This is a genomic window from Pseudomonas sp. G5(2012) (genome assembly GCF_000408945.1).
GTDB classification, from domain to species: Bacteria; Pseudomonadota; Gammaproteobacteria; order Pseudomonadales; family Pseudomonadaceae; genus Aquipseudomonas; species Aquipseudomonas umsongensis.
Window position 1 is genome coordinate 1 of sequence record NZ_APIO01000137.1, and the last position, 18284, is coordinate 18284.

The 18284-nt window shown below is 56.5% G+C and carries 13 protein-coding genes; 9 read left to right on the forward strand and 4 right to left on the reverse strand.

Annotated features, from left to right (window positions below; genetic code table 11):
* Positions 1-21: 21 nt before the first annotated feature.
* On the reverse strand, positions 22-999 hold the full coding sequence (locus tag PG5_RS29730; protein ID WP_020800786.1) for a LysR family transcriptional regulator: 978 nt from the start codon (positions 997-999) through the stop codon (positions 22-24).
* Positions 1000-1072: 73 nt separating this feature from the next.
* Positions 1073-1513, reverse strand: a complete 441-nt coding sequence (locus tag PG5_RS29735; protein WP_020800787.1) for a carboxymuconolactone decarboxylase family protein — start codon at positions 1511-1513, stop codon at positions 1073-1075.
* 205 nt (positions 1514-1718) lie between these two features.
* On the opposite strand from PG5_RS29735, the gene PG5_RS29740 reads away from it, so the two are divergent.
* From PG5_RS29740 to PG5_RS29755, 4 genes are all read left to right on the forward strand, one after another.
* Complete coding sequence (locus PG5_RS29740) at positions 1719-3152, forward strand: PLP-dependent aminotransferase family protein (protein ID WP_020800789.1); 1434 nt, start codon at positions 1719-1721, stop codon at positions 3150-3152.
* Between the two features lie 100 nt (positions 3153-3252).
* Entirely contained in the window at positions 3253-3546 is a 294-nt protein-coding gene (locus PG5_RS29745; RefSeq protein ID WP_020800790.1) for an antibiotic biosynthesis monooxygenase family protein, read from the forward strand.
* 195 nt (positions 3547-3741) lie between these two features.
* Positions 3742-4152 carry a cupin domain-containing protein gene (locus PG5_RS29750; RefSeq protein WP_020800791.1) on the forward strand — a complete coding sequence of 137 codons (411 nt, stop codon included), beginning with the start codon at positions 3742-3744 and terminating at the stop codon, positions 4150-4152.
* 229 nt (positions 4153-4381) lie between these two features.
* Positions 4382-5092, forward strand: coding sequence for a hypothetical protein (locus PG5_RS29755; protein WP_020800792.1), 711 nt, complete (start codon positions 4382-4384; stop codon positions 5090-5092).
* Positions 5093-5263: 171 nt separating this feature from the next.
* Here the strand turns inward: PG5_RS29755 and PG5_RS29760 are convergent, their stop codons facing one another.
* Both PG5_RS29760 and PG5_RS29765 read right to left on the reverse strand, forming a co-directional pair.
* Positions 5264-10153: an NAD-glutamate dehydrogenase gene (locus tag PG5_RS29760; protein ID WP_020800793.1), complete on the reverse strand. Its 4890-nt coding sequence runs from the start codon at positions 10151-10153 to the stop codon at positions 5264-5266.
* 487 nt (positions 10154-10640) lie between these two features.
* Positions 10641-12035, reverse strand: coding sequence for a hypothetical protein (locus tag PG5_RS29765; RefSeq protein ID WP_020800794.1), 1395 nt, complete (start codon positions 12033-12035; stop codon positions 10641-10643).
* Positions 12036-12657: 622 nt separating this feature from the next.
* On the opposite strand from PG5_RS29765, the gene PG5_RS29770 reads away from it, so the two are divergent.
* The 5 genes from PG5_RS29770 to PG5_RS29790 are packed head-to-tail and all read left to right on the forward strand — an operon-like array spanning position 12658 to position 18278.
* Entirely contained in the window at positions 12658-14490 is a 1833-nt protein-coding gene (locus PG5_RS29770; RefSeq protein WP_020800795.1) for an amino acid adenylation domain-containing protein, read from the forward strand.
* 17 nt (positions 14491-14507) lie between these two features.
* On the forward strand, positions 14508-15452 hold the full coding sequence (locus PG5_RS29775; protein ID WP_020800796.1) for a chlorinating enzyme: 945 nt from the start codon (positions 14508-14510) through the stop codon (positions 15450-15452).
* A gap of 20 nt (positions 15453-15472) precedes the next feature.
* Positions 15473-16675, forward strand: a complete 1203-nt coding sequence (locus tag PG5_RS29780) for a hypothetical protein (RefSeq protein ID WP_020800797.1) — start codon at positions 15473-15475, stop codon at positions 16673-16675.
* A complete protein-coding gene (locus PG5_RS29785; protein WP_042955870.1) occupies positions 16672-17400 on the forward strand; it encodes an SDR family oxidoreductase in 729 nt (242 codons plus the stop codon). The genes PG5_RS29780 and PG5_RS29785 overlap by 4 nt, the downstream gene beginning before the upstream one ends.
* On the forward strand, positions 17397-18278 hold the full coding sequence (locus PG5_RS29790) for a fatty acid desaturase (protein ID WP_042955871.1): 882 nt from the start codon (positions 17397-17399) through the stop codon (positions 18276-18278). The genes PG5_RS29785 and PG5_RS29790 overlap by 4 nt, the downstream gene beginning before the upstream one ends.
* Positions 18279-18284 lie beyond the last annotated feature (6 nt).

Genomic DNA, 18284 nt, shown 5'->3' on the forward strand with positions numbered 1-18284 from the left:
CCGCCCGGAGCATGCTCGCTCCTACAGGAACCATTCCCGCCGCTCTTCGAAGGTGCCGAGGATCAACTCGACAATCGTCTGCACCTGCGCATCGCCCTCGGCCTCGGCATTCACCGCCAGCCACACCTGGCGCTGCATCGGCTGGCTGAACAACCCCGGCAAACCGATCAAGCCACGGTCGAAATGGCTCATGTAGCCAGGCAACAGGCCGATGCAGGCGCTGCAACGGACCATCTCCAGCATCAGTGGATAGGAATGCGACTGCACGACCCCGGCCAGGCGCTGGTCGACCAGGTCGTTCCAGGACCGAAAACTGTCGATCTGTCGATCATGCTGCCATTGCACCAGCATGAAATCGGCCAGGTCATCGAGACCGGCCGGCCGCGCGGCGACTCGTGAATAGCGTTTGGCGATGTGCGGTAGATAGTCGAGCCGCGCCAGGCATCTGGGCTCGTTGACGGCAAAACTCGGTCCCGGCGTTGGCGAGCCGATGCCTGTCATCCATACCACGACATCGGCACTGACCGCCTGCAGGGACAATTCGCTGTCGAGGGTAATGATGTCCAGGCGCGCGCTGGCATTGCGTCGCAGCAACGCCACCAGATCGCGACCGAGGATGTCGTGCAGGATCGTCTCGGCCACCGCCAGGCGCACCACAGGTTGCTCGAGCACCGGCAGGTCGCGTTCATGCGCCAGGGCGGTCAGCTGCTTGTGCAGTTGCAGGCCGTCACGACTGAGTACCAGGCCATTCTCCGATGGGCTGAACAGCGAACACCGCAGCTGTTTTTCAAGCTGTGCCAAATGCTTGCGCAACCGGGTTGCCTTGATGTTGAGGCGCCGCGATGCCTGCATGAAGCAGCCGCACCGGGCGATCACGCTGAAGCACTGCGCGAGCAGCGGATCGATCTGCGCCGCGCGGGTGCGCCAGGAGGCGGTCGTATCGAGGTGTGTGGGATATTGCGCTACACGCTGGTCGCCCCGGGTTTCCATGAATGACATCGATGACTCCCTGTCGATCTTTCACTGGGAGCACCATCCTGCGCAAGGTACATGAACGACGTGTGACAGCCTTTCAGGCGCTGGGGGTCTGGCGAAAACTCACGGCCAGTCGATTCCAGCTGTTGATGGTGGTGACAGCGATGGTCAGGTCCACCAGTTCACCTTCGCTGAACTGCGCCCTGGCTTGCTCGTAGACAGTGTCTGGCACGTGGTCCTGCGAAAGCAGCGTCACCGCTTCAGTCCAGGCCAGGGCGGCGCGCTCGCGTGGGTTGAAGAAGTTACTGTCGCGCCAGACCACGATGGAGTACAGGCGGCGGTCGGTTTCGCCCAGGCGCCGTGCGTCCACCGAGTGCATATCGGTGCAGAACGCACAGCCATTGATCTGCGAAGCACGGATCTTGATCAGGTGCAGCAGCGCCGGCTCGATACTCAGGTTGCTGGTCAGGGCTTCCATGGCGATCAGCGCTTTCATCGCCTTGGGCGAGGCGCTGTAATAATCCAGGCGGAGGGTCATGGCGTGACCTCATATGGCGTCGATATGCCGCCAAGGTAGACGTTGTTAACGCTGCGTTACATATCCAATTGCGCGAAATTTCCGTGGACCACCTGGGCCCAGACCAATTGGCGGTTTTTACGCCACGCAACTACTGCATAAACGCCAGTTGAGGGTAATCTGGCGTAACGCACACGCGCCTCAATCGCCATGGAGCCTTGCCGGTATGGAACTACACGTTGTCATTAACGGACGCAAGGACCTGGCGGGCCAGTTGTACACGCAACTGCGCAGCGCTATCGAATCGGGTCGCCTGGCCGCCGGGACGCAACTGCCTCCCAGCCGCCTGCTGGCCGAACAACTGGGCATTTCGCGCAAGACCATTTCCGATACCTATGCCCAGCTGACCTATGAAAACTTCCTCACCGGGGTGATCGGCAAAGGCACCTACGTCAACGCCCGCGTATCCAAAATCGAGCGCAAACAAAGCCATAGGGAGCTGGCCGGCTTCGAGGTGATCGAATCCTGGCGTAGCCTGCCGGTGTTCCTGCGTCATCCGACGCTCGAAGGCTCGCTGCGCTACGACTTCATTGGCGGCGCCACCAGCAAGGGCCAGTTTCCCCAGGATGACTGGCGACGCTGCACGTCCCACGCCTTGCGCCAGATCGCCGCGTCGAAGGGCTTCTACAGCCTGCCCGAGGGCCTGCCGGCGCTGCGCAATGCCATCGCGCAGCACATAGCCTTTTCTCGCGGGGTCAATTGCCAGGACGAGGACGTGGTGGTGTGCAATGGCGCGCAACAGGCGCTGGATCTGATTGCCCGGGTGCTGATACGAGCGGGCAGCATCGTCGCCATGGAAGATCCCGGTTATCCGCCGGCGCGCCTGTTGTTCGGCACCCATGGCGCCACGGTGATTGGCGTGCCGGTGGACGCCGAAGGGATTGTCGTGGAGAAAATCCCCCTCGGTACGCGGCTGATCTACGTCACCCCGTCGCACCAGTTCCCGCTGGGCATGCCCATGAGCCAGGAGCGCCGCGCTGCACTGCTGGCTCGCGCCCATGAACTGGGGGCGATCATCATCGAAGACGACTACGACAGCGAGTTCCGCTACGAAGGCCGCCCCACGGACTCGCTGCAAAGCATGGACGAGCGCGGGATCGTCGCCTATGTGGGGACCTTCTCGAAAACACTTTTGCCAGAACTGCGCCTGGGTTACGCGATCCTGCCGCCGGCGATTCTCGAGGCGGTGGTGCGCGCCAAGCAACTCACCGACCTGCACACCTCCACCCTGCCCCAGTGGGCGCTGGCCAAATTCATCGCCGAAGGCTGCCTGCTCAAGCACATTCGTCGCTGCCATACGATCTACGCGGGCAGGCGTGAGCGGATCCTGGCGCGCATGGCCGGTGATCTCGCACCCTGGCTTGAAGCGGTGCCGACCGCAGCGGGCTTTCACATGGTGGTGCTGTGCAAGGTAGCGATCGACGTGCCACTGGTGATCGAGCTGGCGAAAAAGGTTGAAGTCGGGCTCTATGCCATTGACAGTTTTTTCTACCAGCAGGCGCCCCAGGCGGGGTTTTTCCTGGGTTTTGGCGCTATCGAGACCCTGGACATCGACATCGCCCTGGACCGTTTCAGGGACATTTTGCAGCAGGTTGCCTGATGGATTGGTCTGCGTTTTTATCCCGCGATTGGCTATTGGTGGTCCGGAGGTGCAGGCCTATCCTGCATAGGCGTTATCCCTCAATGAGGAGTGTGAGCCAATGTCCTACAAAGTGATCAATACCGTACAGGTGCAGGCCGTTGCCGGTCGCTCGGAAGAACTGGGTCAGAAATTGCAAAAAATCGTCGATACCCTGCGCGAACTACCGGGCTGTGAATCCTATATGGTCGACCGCTGCCCTGAGGACAGTAATCGCTGGACTGTCAGCGCCCACTGGCAATCGGAATCGGCGATGCAATCGCATTTCAACAACCCCCAGGTGCAAGGCTTCATTGACCTGATCGATTGCCAGCTGGCCAACGCTGTTGACTTCAATAGCTTTCCGATCAGATAGAAACGGTTAAAGATCGCAGTCCTTGGTCGCGCTTGCAGAGTATGGGTACCTCTGCAAACCTTACCGGGGACTGCGATCTTTTTCGTTGCGGCGCCGCAAATTGGTCACCTGGCCTTCGCAAGAATTGGCTGTTTGTTTATCCCACCTGGCGCAATAGATTGGTCCCTGACAACCAACCACTGCAGGTGATGAACCATGAACGTTTTGCGCTGCTCTCTCGCTGCCCTTGCCTTGACCGTTTGCGCCTCGGCGTTTGCCCACGAAGCCGGTGATCCTTCAGAAAAGGTCACGGTGCTGCAGGACCAGATGCTGAAGAACGCCCCTGGGAAAAAGGCCCTGATGATTGAGGTCGACTATAAGCCAGGCCAAGCGTCGATCGCCCACAAACACGATGGCACCGCCATGGCCTATGTACTTTCGGGATCGATCACTTCCCAGGTGAAGGGCGAAAAAGAGGTCACTTACAAGGCTGGCGAGTATTGGTACGAACCTGCCGGTTCGGAACATCTGGTCTCGAAAAATGCCAGCACAACCCAACCTGCGAAGCTGTTGGTGTTCATGGTGTTGTCACCTGACGAGAAAGTGTTGATCCCCTTGCAAAACTGATCGTTGAACCTGTAACCATAAATAAAAACGCCCAAACTCTTGATTTGGGCGTTTTTATATCTTCAGGCAATTAACCGCACTCCGTTAAACCAAATAAAACTATTGTCTACTGGTTAAGGGCATCGATTGGCTATTTCATTCAACAACGCACGGTTTAGTCTGGAGTGACTGCCGCCCTCATACGGCAACTGTAACTTTCCGATCGATGTTGTTTCACTGGAGAAACACCATGAAACTTGCGTTCGTCAGTACATTGACCATGGCCGTCCTGATAACCGGTTGCTCAATTCCCACGGCACCTTCAGCGGTGACTCCGCTGGAAGGTATCTTTACGCAACCGGTGGGTCGCAGCAGCGCAACGCGCATCCCCAACGGCAGCGATGTCACGCTGGGCATTGTCTACAGCCGCAATACCCAGGCCAACCGCGCCTACCTGCAGGACTACCAGGCCAATGCCGGCACCGGTTTCGGCCAGAGCCTGCTGGTGCAGTCGATCCATGATGCCTATGTGGCCACGTCAAAACCCGATTTGGCGGTGGACTGGGTCAAGGCCTCCCTGCAACGGCAATTCGGCTCAGTCACGGTATACCCGGACATGCAAAGCCTGCAGGCGGCGAAACCGGATGTGGTGGCCGTCGTCGACAGCCGCAGCCAGTTGATCACCTCGCGCAGTTCGGACATCGAGGCGAATGTCAGTGTGGACTTCTATGACAAGAACCTGAGTTATATTGGCACTGCCAAAGGGCATGACGCGAAATCGCTGAGTCCTGTGTGGGCAGACTTTAAACGCAGCGAAGAGATTGTCGCCGACATTAACGAACAACAGAATGTGCAAGTAAGGGCGTTGCAGAAGCTTGACCAGTCGCTCAGTAATTTGTTGACCAGGCCGACAGATAAAGTGTCGATGCTTGATGATAACAAGGTTCAGAAGTTGTATTGACCCCGAAGGCCTCTTCGCGGGCAAGCCCGCTCCCACATTAGTTTTGTGTTCGCCGCAAACCCATGTGGGAGCGAGCCTGCTCGCGAAGGGGCCCGAACAGACACGACAAGAACATCGGCCGAAAAAAAGCCCCGCATCTCTCAATGCGGGGCTTTTTCATTCAACGCCTGATCAGGCCGCCGGTTCCAGCTCGGCGCTGACAGTGGCAGTGACAGGCACTACCGCTTGCCCGCTCAGAGCCAGGTCCAGCAGCTCACGGTTGGCCACCGCGTACATGGCGTAGTCCGTACCGCTGGCGGCACGGATTTCCACCAGCATCGCGCGCCAGCGTTCGATCATGCTTTCGTGTTGCGACATCCACAGGGACAGCCGTGTTTCCACGTCCTGGGAACCATCGCCCTGTTGCAGGACCGAGATGGTGATAGCACGTTGCTGCCAGTCGACGTCATCGCGGAACGCTTCACGGGCCAGGGCCTGCCAGTTGTTTTCCACCGGCAAGGCGCTGATCTGTTGCAGGTACCAGGTGATGTCCAGTGCGCTGCCCACGGCGAAGTAGGCCTTGGCCACGTCCGCAGGGTTCTGGCCGGTCACGTCAGAGGCCTCGATGATCGGCAGCAGGGTGTACAGGTGCGAGGTGCCAGCCACCATGCGCGCCAACAACTCCGGGACACCGGCTGCAACGTACGCCTGATAACGCGACTGCCAGTTCTCGCGGATCTCGCCGCTGAGCAGTTCGTCGAGCTTGAGACCCAGCTCCTTGAGGTGCGGACCGAAGTGCGCGACGTCACGGGCAGCGTTCTGCTCGTTGCGACGGGCGCGCAGGAACCAGCGCGTGGCGCGACGGCCCAGGCGCATCAGCTCGTCCATCAACTCCAGCTGAACGTCGGCGGACACCTGGTAATCCAGGGCTTCGATCTGACGGAACCAGTGCGGGAGGTGGAAAATGTCACGCACGATCACATAGGCGCCGGCCACGTTCGCCGGGCTCATGCCGGTCGACTCCTTGAGTCGTTGCACGAAGGTGATGCCCATGTGGTTGACCAGATCGTTGGCGATCTGGGTGCTGACGATCTCGCGCTTCAGGCGGTGACGGCGCATGGCTTCGGAGAACTTGCTCACCAGGGTCGGCGGGAAAGCGGTTTCCATGTCGCGGGTCAGGTAGTCGTCATCCGGCACCAGGGAGCCCAGCAGCTGCTCCTTGAGGTCGATCTTGCTGTAGGAGATCAGCACCGACAGCTCGGCACGGGTCAGGCCATGGCCCGCCGCGACGCGCTCGTTGATCGCTTCTTCAGCCGGGAGGAACTCGATGGCGCGATCCAGTTTGCCGCGACCTTCCAGATCGTTCATCAGGCGCTTGTATTCGGCAATCCGCGGCAAGGCACGACGGGCTGCCAGGGACAGTGCCTGGGTCTGCTTGTAGTTGTTGCCCAACACCAGGCCACCGACTTCGTCGGTCATGCTCGCCAGCAACTGGTTGCGCTGCTTGTCGGTCATGTCGCCGGCCTGAACCACTTCGTTCAGCAGGATCTTGATGTTCACTTCGTGGTCGGAGCAGTCCACGCCACCGGCGTTGTCGATGAAGTCAGTGTTGGAGCCGCCGCCGTTGAGGCCGAACTCCACGCGACCCAGCTGGGTCATGCCGAGGTTACCGCCCTCGCCCACCACTTTGCAGCGCAGTTCGTTACCGTTCACGCGCAATGCATCGTTGGCCTTGTCGCCGACATCGGCGTGGCTTTCGCTGCTGGCCTTGACGTACGTACCGATACCGCCGTTCCACAACAGGTCCACCGGTGCCTTGAGCAAGGCGTTCAGCAATTCGGTCGGGGTCAGCTTGTCGGCCTGGATGTCGAAGCGTTCCTGCATCTGCGGGGAAATCGCGATGCTCTTCGCGCTACGGGAGAAGATGCCGCCACCTTCGGACATGATGCTGGTGTCGTAGTCCGACCAGGCCGAACGTGGCAGGTCGAACAGGCGCTGACGTTCGGCGAAACTGGTCGCCGGGTTCGGGTTCGGATCGATGAAGATGTGCAGGTGGTTGAACGCTGCGACCAGTTGCAGCTTGTCCGACATCAACAAGCCGTTACCGAACACGTCACCGGCCATATCGCCGACGCCGACCACGGTGATGCTGTCTTCCTGGACATTGATGCCGCGCTCGCGGAAGTGGCGTTGTACGCCCACCCACGCGCCCTTGGCGGTGATGCCCATTTTCTTGTGGTCGTAACCGGCCGAACCACCGGATGCAAACGCGTCACCCAGCCAGAAGCCGTAGTCGATGGCGATGCCGTTGGCGATGTCGGAGAACGTCGCGGTGCCCTTGTCCGCGGCCACCACCAGGTACGGGTCATCGTCGTCATGGCGCACGACGTTGGTCGGTGGTACCAGCGCGCCGTCCTTCAGGTTGTCGGTGATGTCCAACAGGCCGGAAATGAAGATGCGGTAGCAGGCGATGCCCTCGGCCGCGATCTCGTCACGGCTGCCGCCCAGTGGCAGGCGACGCGGCAGGAAGCCGCCCTTCGCACCGACTGGCACAATGACCGAGTTCTTCACTTGCTGGGCTTTTACCAGGCCCAGGACTTCGGTACGGAAGTCTTCTTCACGGTCAGACCAGCGCAAGCCACCACGGGCCACGTTGCCGAAGCGCAGGTGCACGCCTTCTACGCGCGGCGAGTAGACGAAGATTTCGAACTTCGGCACCGGCTTGGGCAGTTCAGGAATCAAGTGCGGGTTGAACTTGAAGCTGAAGTACGGCTTGTTATGGCCGTTGGCGTCGGTCTGGTAGAAGTTGGTGCGCAGGGTGGCCTTGATCAGGTCCAAGTAGCGACGCAGGATACGGTCTTCGTTCAACACCTGGACGTCGTCCAGCGCGGTGAGAATCGCGTGTTCCAGGCGCTGCTCCAGATCGTCGCTGCTGAGCTTGCGCGCCAGGTAGAAGCGGGTCTTGAACAACCGGGTCAATTCGCGAGCGATGTCGGTGTGGTTGTTCAGGGTGCTGGCGATGTAGCCCAGGTCGAAGCCCAGGCGGATCTGCTTCAGGTAACGGGCGTAGGCACGCAGCAGCGCCACGTCACGCCACGGCAGGCCGGCGGTCAGTACCAAGCGGTTGAACGCATCGTTCTCGGCATCGCCACGCACGATGTGGACGAACGCGTCCTGCAGGGTGTCGTTGAGTTGCTGGATGTCCAGGTCCAGGCCTTCGGCTGCGGTGAAGGCGAAGTCGTGGATCCAGAACTCGCGGCCATTGTTGTGACGCAGGTGGTACGGGAATTCACCCAGCACGCGCAGGCCGAGGTTTTCCAGGATTGGCAACACGTCGGACAGCGCCAGTGGCGTGTCGGCGTGGTACAGCTTGCAGTGCAGCTCACGCTGGCCCACTTGACCCAGTGGCTGGTAGAAGCTCATCACCAGCGGATTTTTTTCGCTGAGGTTCAGCAGGTGCTGCATGTCGACCACAGCCGAATGGGCGGCGAATCGTTCGCGGTAACCGGCCGGGAAGCCTTTCGGGAAGTCGGCCAACACGTTGGTGCCGTGGGCTTCACCGAAGGTTTCGACGGTCAGGGCCGAGTAATCGTCCTGCCAGCTGCGGCACGCCTGGATCACTTCGTTTTCCAGTTGCTGCGGGTCGATGTCGATGCGGTTTTTCGGGTCGACGCGCAAAATCAGTTGCACGCGGGCCAGCACGGACTCGGAGAAGAAGGTCCAGAACTCGCAATCCGAGGCCTTGAGGCGATCCATCAGCACTTGCTGGATCTTCTGCCGCACTTCGGTGGAGTAGATATCACGCGGCACGTAGGCCAGGCAGTAGCAGAAGCGACCGTATGGGTCCTTGCGCAGGAACACGCGGATCTTGTTGCGTTCCTGGATCTGCACGATCGACATCACGGTGCTGAACAGCTCGTCCACCGGGGTCTGGAACAGGTCGTCGCGTGGCAGGACTTCGAGCACCTGCGCCAGTTCCTTGCCCAGGTGAGCCTTGGCCTGGAAACCCGAACGGCGTTCGATTTCCGCGACCTTGCGGCGGATATACGGGATGACCCGCACGCTCTCGCCATACACCGAGGAGGTGTACAGGCCCATGAAACGGCATTCCTTGATGACCTTGCCGTTGGCGTCGATTTCACGGATCGACACGTAGTCCGGGTAAGCCGGACGGTGTACACGGCTTGGATGTGCGGCCTTGGCGAACGACAGCAGGGTCGGTTCGCGCAGGTAGTTCACGGCGTAGTCTTCGATGCGCAGGTCATCGTAGCTCAGGCCGGCGCGCAGCAGTTTGGTCAGGCCGAGGAAGGAATTCTTGTCATAGACGATGTGGCCGCCATCGGCTTCATCGCTGACCACGAACTCTTCATAGCCGAGGAAGGTAAAGTGGTTGCCCACCAGCCATTCCAGGAAACTCTTGATTTCGCTCTTTTCGTCGGCATCGACGGCGAACTGGCTGTTGTCCAGGTTGGTGAGGATTTCCTGGACCTTGGCCTTCATCGGTTCGAAATCGCCGACCGCGACACGCACTTCTGCCAGCACCTGCTCCAGCTCTTTGCTCAGCACGTTCAGTTCGGCCGGATTGGCGCACCGGTCGATTTCCAGGTACATCAGCGACTCGTGCAACACGTCGTCGCCCTGGGTGCCTTTGGGCAGGATTTCGAGCAACTCGCCCTTGCTGCCACGACGCACGCTCAGCACGGTGGTTTGCAGGGTGTGGATGCTATAGCCGCGGCGGTTCAGCTCGGTACGCACCGAGTCCACCAGGAACGGCAGGTCATGGTGTAGCACTTCGACCGCGGTGTGGGTCGACTGCCAGCCGTGACGTTCGTAATCGGGGTTGTAGACGCGCACTTGCGGTTGCGCGTGATCGAAGCGCTCAAGCAGGCGCCACGCAGAAAGAGTACAGCCAGCGAGGTCAGACAACCGACGTTGGGTCAGTTCATCCAGGGAAATGATGCCGAAGAATTGTTCAGCGAACAGCGCCACTTGTGGCAGTGCCTGTTCACTGATGTGCTGCGCCAGTGCCGCTTGCAGTTGGTGCTGGAAGTCGGCTTTGCTGGCTGCGGTGAAGAACGCCATCTGTGGTACTCCGCTTGGGCTTGTTATTGATGGAAGCGTCGCGTGCTATTCCCCTGTCAGGGGCTACCCGTCACCCTGTTCCTGATTCTCGGGCAGAGGAAACAGGGTGACAGGTGGGTGAAGCTAAACGAGACACTCGGGTCACATTCACCTTCCGTGAATGGGCATCTGCAAAAGCGACTGGGCTGCGGGCAACGCAATGCCTTTACGGGTGCTCATCCGTTGCGCAGCTTAACGAGTGCGGCAAGGCCCATGCTTGCGATGCTGCGACATATTCGGTCAACGGTACGCTGCTCTGCAGGCGCACACTGAACAACACTAGCAGTCGGAGTCGATTTCAGGGCTGAGTGCACGTTTTTTGCAGGACATTCGTGCCAGAACGGCCGTCCAGCACGCATGTGCCACGCCTCAACCAGAAATTGACAACATCCATGATCGCCGAACCGACCATGGACGCTATTGGCGCGTTGAAAGAACCTCGACCAATTCAGTCGATCAAGTCTTCGATCGCCTGAAATTTGCTCACTGTCGCGCAGTCGTAACAGAGCATTTGAATCGTCATCCGGTCCATGCTGGCATCGACGTTGCTCGATTCACACTCGCGGCAGAACAGCTGCAGATGCCCGGCCAGGTCTGCTCCACAAGCATCGCCGGAGAAAAACCGCGGCACCAGTTCATCACGCCAGTAGAGGCCGGGAGACTTGGAAAAACCAGCCCCGCTGTCTTTCAGCACCACGTCGTACAGGATTCGGTGCAAGGACGACTGCGGCACTCGCGAATCGCGATAGGCGGTTTTGCGCCAGTTTCGCGCCTTGGCATCCTGCGCCGTGCCCAACATGTTGCCCGGGATGGTGTTGCAAGCGTGGTTGCGGCCCTTGGAGTTGCCGGTGGCATAAAAATGCGCGGCATTCTTCACCGCCAATCGCGCAAAGTAGTAGACATGGCTCACCGAGAAGTCCTGCAGAAGCTGGCCGACAACAGTTTCGGCACGCCCTCGGGCACTGAACACGAAGCTCACTTCGCTGGCCAATACCTGGATGTACTGAATCGACTCGTCCCGGGCCAGGCTCAACATCAAGGCATACAGCTCGCTTTTCCAGGACGGCTGAACACTGCCGGACAGTTCCTGGTACAACGCCTGGTACAGTGCGTCGCGAGTGCTGCGTACGCCGGTTTCCAGCGCGACATTGGGTAGCCAGCGCACGCAGGAAAAGTCTTTGATCAGGTAGCCGGCCGCTCGATCGAAGGCCTTGATGTCGCCATCCGGATCGACGTTCAGCACGCCGGCCTCGTACAGGTTCCTCACCAGCGCTTCACTGGCCTCATCAGTGGGCGCCAACGGTTCACTGCGCAACCCGGCGTCGAGCGAGGCAATGCGCTCGGCGCCAGCGACATGGCCGTCGTCCAGCAAGGCGAGCAATGTCAGTTTCTGGACGAAACCCAGCGATGCATAAGGCACCGCCGGACGTGACGTGGGGTAGCGTTTCTCCAGCTCGAGACGATCGCGCTGCGCCTGGGCGACGATTTCCTGCTGGCGCAGCTTGTAGCATTCATCGCAGGTACAGGGCTTGTTTCGCCCATAGTGGCCAGGCTCATGGTGATAGTGCTCGCAACGCACGCACTTGAAACGGTTTCGAATTGAGACAGGGGTACCCTTGGCGTTCCGACGCACCCACATGGGCAGGTCGCAGTAGGGGCAGGTCAGGTCCTTGCTGATAATCGGCGGCAATATTTTCAACAGACTGCGGACTTCAGGCGCAATGTTGAACTCGATTTTCAGATCGGCACTTTTTTCACCGTTCAGATAGCGCTGGTACAGTTGCTCGATTTGTTCCCCGGACAGGTGCTTGATCTCATCCGCCCATTCGAAATACTGACTCATCGAAAGAGGTCCTTTTTTCATGATTGACTGCGCAATCCTTTGCGTCTGGGCGATCACGCTAAGGGATTGAATGAGGGCAATACAAGTGAAAAACCGGAGGGCGGAGCGTTATTTTTGGCTCTTGCAAACGTCCTGCAGCACAATCGGAAATTTCCTATGGCAAGTTAGGAATAGTCCGAGAGAAACATCTTTCAAAATTCAAAAAGTCAAGCACCTAACTTTTTTCCATACATCAAACTGATAATACAAACCGTTTTTTCCCTCAGTTCCCGCACCATGAGACATAGAAATCTCCTGTGGGCTGGGAGAATTGCTTTTTCGTTACGTGGTCCGCTGCGCGGTGTTTCTCACCAAGCTTCGGAGGCGGACTTTCGTGTAACCAAACTGGCACTTGATCAGTCGAAATTTCATCCTTCACATTAGCGGGACGACCAGGATATTCGGCAAATAAATAGCTTATTCCTGATACAACCTATTGCTGAGTGTTGTTATCCACCCCGAACAAACCTGAGAAATGTCCTACATTTTTTTAGGAAAATACCTACTCGATTTTTGATCGCTTTTTTAAAGCGTTTCGAGACATTATTTATTTCAGGTTTTTTCATTTCCTCGAGTGTCCACGATGCCGACGAAAACATTTAGCTTACCGACCCAATTCACTGGAGCGACGACACTTCACGCCGTCTTCGCGAGAGTTTCTCAACAATTTCCTCATAACATAGCCGTTACCGATGGCCAGACACAGCTGACATACCGAGATCTAAACGAGCGCGCAGAAAAGCTGGCGATATCCCTGCTTAACATCGGCGTGAAGCGTGATCAGTTGGTCGGACTATGCCTTGAATGCACATGTGACTTGATCATTGGTATTCTGGGAATATTAAAAGCTGGCGGTGCTTACGTTCCGCTAGACCCAGCGCACCCGCAGGAGCGACGCAAGCAAATCGCTCAGTTAAGCACCATGGACATCGTCGTCGCTGACGATGCGACCGCTCCAAACTTTGAAGACCGGACCGTCGTCAACATCACTGCCGCTGTTTCCGTGTCGAGCACCCTCATTGAGAGGGAGTCCGGCGACGATGAGACGAGTCTGGCCTACGTCATTTTCACATCGGGCTCGTCGGGACAGCCAAAAGGCGTGATGGTCGAACATCGAAATATCGTGCACCTTTTCACCGCAACACACGATAAATTCGGGTTTAACGCAAACGACGTATGGTGCAAGTTTCATTCAGTCGCTTTCGATTTCTCTGCGTGGGAAATCTGGGGCGCGCTCCTGTTCGGAGGGAGCCTAGTCCTGGTGTCAAACCAGACCGCTCGAGATCCACAAGATTTTCACGACTTACTGACACGTGAGAAAGTCACCGTACTCAATCAAACCCCCTCATCCTTCCGCAACCTTATAACCGTTGATACAACAAGACCATGTGATGAACTGTCGTTACGCTACGTTATACTTGGCGGAGAGCGCTTGGACGCGCTGGCACTAACACCATGGATAGCACGACACGGCCTTGACAGCCCTCGCCTTATCAATATGTACGGAATAACGGAAACGACCGTACACACAACATTGAAGTTTCTCGAACCAAGCGATCTCATGACCCAAGAGTTCAGTCCAATTGGCATGCCCATCCCAGGCATGAAGATTGAGATAGTTGACACAAACGGTCAGACCGTACCACGAGGACAAGTGGGGTTTATCTATGTACAGGGCCCAGGTCTCGCGCGCGGTTACCTCGGGCGCTCCGATCTCACTCATGAGCGTTTCAAATATCGTACCGACCGTTTGGGCAATTGGGGACGTTGGTACAATTCCGGCGATATCGGCGCAGAAATTGGACTTGATACTTACGCATACATCAGTCGCGCCGACTGTCAAGTCAAAGTTCGCGGTTATCGTATCGAGCCCAGTGAAATTGAGGCCTGCCTCATGCACCACGCGGAAGTTCAAGACGCGAAGGTTATTGCAGTAAACTTCGGGGAAAACGATCCAAGACTTGTAGCCTATGTTGTCCTCGGCGCAGTTGCAGGGAGCCGCGCTCACAAAACACTACCTTCCGAACTACATGCTGCAGCGGTCAAAGCGCTTCCAAGTTATATGGTTCCATCGGCCTACATAGCTGTCGACCGCATCCCTACTACAGTTAACGGAAAACAAGACAACGACGCTCTCGTGACTCTCTTACGAGAAAAACTTACATACCCAGCCAAATCCGAAGGCACGAAGTCTAGTGAGTCGATAGAGAAAGACCTGCACTCTATCTGGGCAAGTACTCTTGGACTTAGCGACATCGACCCCGATGCTGAATTTTTCGATCTCGGCGGAACATCTTTCTCCCTGACTATCATGCTCCAACGCATCAATTTAAAGTTCAAGACGGACCTGCGCATAGACGTTTTCAACAAAGGCGCAACCCTCTCGGCCCTAATCAAGACCCTCACCTCCCAATAATAATTATAGGCACTTCCATGACTAATATAATTAAAACACCTGAGAGCCACTTTTACCTTTCCCCTGAAGAAGTTGAACAATTCCATCATCAAGGCTACATAGGCCCGTTCACGCTTTATTCACCGGATGAAATGAAGGCTCTTTGGCGGCAAACGCGACTTCAGGCTCTGGATCGCAGTCACGCGGTCTACCAATCAAATGCAGCAGTATCAGGCAGCACCAATATCTCAAACTACGATCGCCACCTCGACATTGACTTCCTCGCTGAACACATATGCCGACGTGAGATCGTCGATCGTGTGTCAAGCATTTTGGGTCCGGACGTTATTTGTTGGCGCACGGAGTTTTTCCCTAAACATCCTGGTGAAGAAGGTACTGACTGGCATCAAGCCGATACCTTTGCCAATGCGTCCGGCACACCGCAAATCGTTTGGCCCGAAGATTCAAAATTCGGAGGCACAATCACTGTCTGGAGCGCCTTCACCGACGCGACAACCGACAACGGGTGCCTCCAGTTCATCCCCTGTACTCACAAGACAATGTTCTATGACGAAACCAAACGAATGCATTACAGCGGTGAGCAAAACAATTCGATGAAAAAAAACGGCGTACTACGTGGCTTCTTCGGCTACGACTACCGGGAACTGCAGATTGATCCGAACTGGTCACCGAATGAAAAAGACGCCACTTCCATAGTAATGGAGGCCGGGCAGTTCATCATATTCTGGTCAACCCTCATGCATGCCTCGCACCCTCACTCCGGGAAGACCAAGGAAATGCGCATGGGTTATGCAACGCGTTACGTGCCCTCATCCGTACACGTTTATCCCGATACAAATATGGTCGAAGAATACGGTGGCAGCGTGAGCCTCGAAAAGTATGGAATTGTCGTGGTGCGCGGCATGAATAATTGTCCGAACAACCGAATAGTCACTCATACAACACGCGGTAAGAAGTTCTAACACTAAAACGAGGTCTTCTCATGCCTATTAAAGCGATTCATCTCACGGATGACGTACAGCTTGTACAACTCGTAGAGGTATTGGGTCACTGCCAACCATTACTCGCGGCATGCAGTACGACGCTCAGAATTTTTCCTGTCACAACCACTGCTGGCGATGCCCCCCCCTTTCGCGCAGAAGATTCCGAGCGCTGTAACGAGATCTTGCGCGCGATTGGCCTACACTATTCTCTCGTCGTTCCATACTTCGTATGGCCCACGCCCTTGAATGCATCAAGCTTGGAAACTGCGCTTAGCAAGTTCTTACTCGCCAATCTAATCGACTGGAAGAAACTCGCAGTCATCGAAAAAGCGAATACATTGGACGCCGCATTTAGTATGGCCGCAATACCAGAGCAAAGCCGACGAAGAACACTATATCCAAACGACTCACCAGCCTTAACTACGTTCACCTTAGGCACACCCACTAACGAAGCGATCATCTTCGTACTCCCCTGCGGCATGCCTCCAATGTTCTTTAATTCCTGGATGAAAGGGCTTAGCCAAAACCACTTTGTCATCATGTTTGAGAGTCCCTATCTCTTCGGTGATTGGCGCTCACTTGCAGAACCAGCCGGCGAGATCACGACCGAAATAGGGCACGTCCAGTCAATCATGTTGGGTTATAACCTCAACCGCGCCCACCTTATTGGAATCTGCGGCGGCGCACCGACTGCTATCGCCGCAGCAGCTGTATGCACCAATAGCATCGCCTCTATACTCATTCTTCATGGCGACTTGAACTTCGGTCCTGAGACGCCCCGCACACCATTCCAGCGTCAGTTTCAGAGCCTATTGTCGGAGGCCTCGACCAGTCTCAAACGTGCGGCAGAGGTTCACTCTCTCTTCATGGATCCGGCTATGTTGTTCAGTGTCCCGCCGGAGTTGGCGCCCTTCATTCTCTATCCCTATGCTGACGTTGGACTATTTCATCGATATGCAAAAATAAATTTCGCGCTAATGGCATATGACGCAATGGCCGCCGCACGACAACTAGAGTTGCCAATGCTGATTGTCACAAACGGCAAAGATCGTATGACACATCCAGGCGCATCCCTCATGTTGCACCGCCTCGTAAATGGCAGTCGTTTGCAAGAGAGCGAGGCTCGCAGTCACCACGACGCGCTGCTTATAAACACTGACATTCTCGCTGCGATTACTACGTTTGTTGGGGAGGCACGATGATACGCCCCGTTGCAGTCGTCACGAACGCTACCAAATACGCAGGACCGGGCGCGGTCACTGCTCTCCTTGCCGCAGGATACGTCGTGGTTTGCCATGATGAAAGCTTCCCCGACGAGAACTTGCGCAAAGACTTCCAAACAAAAAACACAGGCGCATCAGCCTATCCGAACAAGACATCGAGTGCCCTCATTGCGTATGTTGCCAAAGAGTTCGGCCGCATCGATCTACTCGTCAGCAACGACATCTTCCCCCTACAACACGTACCGCTCGAAGCTGGGGAGGCTTGCGACATGCGCAGGGCATGCGAGGCTTTACTCATCACACCGTTCTCCCTCTTGGCGAGAGCTGCGACCGAAATGAAGCGATACGGCAAAGGTTACATAGTTCTAGTTACATCCGCCGCGCCGTCAAAGCCCGAGCCTGGATTCTCCACCTACAGTTCAGCCAGAGCTGGTGCTTCGGCCCTCGCCCAAGCAGCAGCACGTGAGCTGGCATCCAGCGGAATCACTGTTAATGCAATCGCCCCGAACTTCCTGGCAAGCGAAAGCTATTATCCGTCAGAGCTGTGGGAGACGGAGTTTGGCCGGAAGAAACTGCACAAGCTGCTCCCACTAGGCAGGCTCGGCAAGGCGAGCGAGATTGGCGCACTAATTACATTTCTAGCGAGCGGTTCGGCGGACTTCATCACGGGTGAAGTCATCAAACTCGCAGGGGGTTGGCCATGACGCTGAGAATGAAGCACCTTTGCACCCCGCAATCGATGATGAAAGGCTCACTTTTTCTAGCTGCTTACTTGATCTCCATCGTCGTGTTGCTCGCCTTGGCTCAAGCCACCCACCATTCTTTTACAACGGTAGTGTTCGCAGCCTTAACCGCCGTCACCCTTAAAGGTCTGAACAACATCGTACACGAATGCTCACACAACTCTTTCTCAGATTCGCACAGCTACAACGATCGTGTCGGCAAGTTGCTTTGCATTCCACTACTCATAAACTTTGTGGCGTACAAAAAAGAGCACCGCAGCCATCACATGCATCTTGGTAACTACGCCTTGGACGATGATTTCAAGTTACGCCAGAACCTCGACCACAATCGCCCTATCACGTGGTCACGGGCGTTGCACGACTTAATAATGCTGCGCTTCGTTTGGTTTTACTTTCCTAGGATCAGCATGAAAAAACCCTCTCACAGCTTCGGGCTTGCGTTCTATGTGGGAATCGGCGCGGCTCTATATATAGCAGAAATGAATTATGCCATGTGGACGCTCATCTTGGCCCATGCTGCATTCCTGCCTCTCCTTCGCTACCTGATTGACATCGTGGATCATGGCGGACTGTATGCAATAGAGCTCGACGAAATATATAAGTCTCGCAACTTCATCATCCACAACCCAGTGCTCCGCACCCTCTTCTTCCCACGCAACGATTGCTATCACCTCATTCACCACCTCTACCCTTATCTACCAGTTCATTGCTTTGGCAAAGCTCATGAGCTCTTGATGGAGGATCCTGTTTACGCACAGCTTCTCCACCATGCAAGCCTCAAGACCTTTGGAAACCGGGTCATGATCGAGCCTAAACACGTTGAGGGAAGCAAGCCGTGACGAGTC